The organism is Streptomyces sp. URMC 123, from assembly GCF_051386515.1.
Lineage (GTDB): Bacteria > Actinomycetota > Actinomycetes > Streptomycetales > Streptomycetaceae > Streptomyces.
In genome coordinates, this window is the sequence record NZ_JBPQTV010000506.1 from 1 (window position 1) to 3,101 (window position 3,101).

1 protein-coding gene and 1 pseudogene are annotated in these 3,101 nt (G+C 71.6%); both read right to left on the reverse strand.

The features are described 5' to 3' along the window. Window positions 1–1,683 (reverse strand): annotated as a pseudogene (locus ACSNOD_RS30040) (alpha-amylase family glycosyl hydrolase); the annotation flags it as partial. Further along, window positions 1,607–3,094: an alpha-amylase gene (locus ACSNOD_RS30045; protein ID WP_436770239.1), complete on the reverse strand. Its 1,488-nt coding sequence runs from the start codon at window positions 3,092–3,094 to the stop codon at window positions 1,607–1,609. The gene ACSNOD_RS30045 and the pseudogene ACSNOD_RS30040, both read right to left, overlap by 77 nt. Between the last annotated feature and the right edge of the window lie 7 nt (window positions 3,095–3,101).

Consider the following 3,101-nt stretch of genomic DNA (forward strand, 5'->3'; position numbering starts at 1 on the left):
GGGCAGGGGCGCGCCGGCCCGCAGGACGGTGGCGGACAGGGCGGGGACGGTCACCGTGAGCCGGGCGTCGGCGCCGCTGCGCGGGGCGGCGTCGCCGCCGTGGAGGGTGCGGAAGGCGGTGTCGGGGGTGCCGGTGGGGAGGGTGACGGTCCGCGGCTCGGTGGCGTTGTTGACCGCCACCACGTATTCGACGCGCTGGCGCGGGTCGGTGCGGGAGACGGCGAGGACGGAGCCGTCGGCGTGGCGATGGGTCTGGACGCCGTCGCGGAGGGCGGGGTGCTCCTTGGTGAGCTTCGACAGCGCGGCGATCGACCGGTACAGCGGGTGGCCGGTGTCGTAGGCGTCCTCGGCGTGGGTGCGGTCGGTGCCGATGCGGTCGTCGTCGAGGTAGTCGGGGGTGCGGGAGGCGAAGAGGCTCTGGCGGGCGTCCTTGTCGCCGCCGGCGCCGGTGAAGCCCTGTTCGTCGCCGTAGTAGACGACGGGGTTGCCGCGGGTGAGGAACATCAGCTCGTGGGCGAGCCGGGCGCGCCGGAGCAGTTCCGCGTCGTCGGCGCCGGGGTTGTCCTGGCGCAGGAAGGCGCCGATGCGGCCCATGTCGTGGTTGCCGAGGAAGGTCACCTGCTCATAGGCGTTGGCCTTGTCGGTGGTGTAGCGGTAGTCCTGGGCGAGGACCGAGGCGAGCTTGGTGGCCGGGCCGCCCTGGGAGACGTAGGAGCGGGCGGCCTCCTGGAAGGGGAAGTCGAGGGTGGCGTCGAGGCGGCCGCGGGTGACGTAGGGCGCGGTGGTGGCGGGGTCGCCGGAGTAGACCTCGCCGAACAGGAAGAAGTTCTCGCGGCCCTTGCGGGCGGCGTAGCGGTCGAGGGCGGTGGCCCACTGGGTCCAGAAGTCCATCTCGACGTGCTTGACGGTGTCGATGCGGAAGCCGTCGACGCGGAAGTCCTCGACCCAGCGCTGGTAGATCCGCGCCATGCCCTCGCGGACCTCGGGCCGCTCGGTCCACAGGTCGTCGAGGCCGGAGAAGTCGCCGTGCTCGGAGCTCTCCCCGGCGAAGGTGGAATCGCCCCGGTTGTGGTACATCGTCGGGTCGTTGAGCCAGTCGGGCACCTTGCGCTCGCCGGGGCGCGGCTTCGGGGTGTACGGGGAGGCGTCGGCGTCGACCTTCTTCCCGTCCACGCCGGCGCGGTCGTCGAAGGGGCGCCCGTCGCGGTCCAGATAGGGGTACGCGCCCTTGGGCCGGTATCCGTACTCCTTCTCGGCGTAGTCGATGGTGTCCGCGGTGTGGTTGGTGATGACGTCGAAGAAGACCTTCATGCCCTTGGCGTGGGCCTTGTCGATCAGGGCGGTCAGCTCGGCGTTGGTGCCGAAGTGGGGGTCGACCTGGGTGAAGTCGGTGATCCAGTAGCCGTGGTAGCCGGCCGAGACGTTGTTTCCCGTGCCCTGGACGGGCTTGTTCTTGAACACGGGGGCGAGCCAGAGGGCGGTGGTGCCCAGGCCCTTGATGTAGTCCAGCCGCTCGGTGAGGCCCTTGAGGTCCCCGCCCTGGTAGAAGCCCTTGTCGGTGGGGTCGTGGCCGTGGTCGGTGCGGCCGCCGGGGATGCCGCCCCTGTCATTGGCGGTCGAGCCATTGGCGAATCGATCCGGCAGGACGAAGTAGAACTGCTCGCGGGTCAGGTCGTGGCGCGCGGGCCGCCACATGGAGGGCCAGCGCCGTCCGGGGCGCGAGCACGACGCTCACCCGCCCGTCCGCGCCGACCGTGACGGACCGCCCCGTACAGCCGCCGCCGGCCCCCGGCGCCCCGGTCTGCACATCGCAGTACGTCCCGGCCGGCAGCCCCGTGCGCAGGTCCTGCCGGAGCTCGCCGCCCTCCTGGTTGATCGCCACGAAGCCCTTGTCGCCGCGCCCGAAGGCGATCGCGTCGTTGCCGTTGTCCCACCAGTGGGTCACGGGCGTGCCGCGGACGGCGTTGCGGAAGGCGACCATGCGCCGGATCTCGGGCCACTTGTGCTGGCACTTCCAGCCGCCCTGCCAGCAGGCGCGCACCGCGCCCCCGTTCGGCGGGCCGGCGTCGCGGTCGGTGAACTCGTAGCCGGAGTGGATGTCGGGCGCCCCGTAGGGCCAGGCGAGCATGAAGACGTTGGCGAGGGTGTAGTCGGCGCCGTCCTTGTAGCTGAGGGTGTCGCCACCGCGCTCGGTGTCGTGGTTGTCGACGAAGACACCGGCCCGGCCGCCGGGCAGATAGGCCCAGCCCTCGCCGTAGTTCCGCAAGTAAGCCAGTTTCTCCCGCTGGAGGACCCGCTTGAGGTCGCGGGCGTAGCGGAACTCCTGGACATCGCCGTTGTCGAGGTACTCGGCCGGGGAGACGGCCTCGCCGTCGCCGTGAATGGTCTCCTGCTTCCAGTGGGCGCCGGGGTTCTTCATCCGGGCCTTGATCGCGGCGAGGTCGGCGGCCGGGACGTGCTTGGCGGCGTCGATCCGGAAGCCGTCGACGCCCAGGGAGCGCAGGTCGTCGAGGTGGCCGGCGAGCCGGGTGCGGACGTACTCCTCGCCGGTGTCGAGGTCGGCGAGCTGGAGGAGTTCGCAGTGCTGGACGTGGTAGCGGTCCTGGTAGTTGCTGACGGGGTGCCGGCAGTCGTCCATGTCCTGGCCCTGGTAGAGGCCGGGGTAGTCGTACTTCGTATACGGCGATCCGCCGGTGCCGGTGCCCGAGCCGGCGGCCATGTGGTTGACGACCGTGTCGACGACCACCTTCACCCCGGCCGCGTGACAGGTGTCGACCATGGCCTTGAAGGCGGCGCGGTCGCCGAGCCGTCCGGCGATGCGGTAGCTCACCGGCTGGTACGAGGTCCACCACTGGTCGCCGCGGATGTGCTCCTGGGGCGGGGAGACCTGGACGAGGCCGTAGCCGGAGGGGCCGAGGACGTCGCGGCACTCACGGGCGACGGAGGCGAAGTTCCACTCGAACAGGACGGCGGTGACGTCCTTGTCGCCGGGCGGTGCGGCCAGGGCTGGAGGTGGGGGTGGCAGCGCGAGGGCGGCGAGCTCCGGCAGGACCTGCGCACGGGGCTGCGGGCCGGGACGTACTGCGATGTGCAGACCGGGG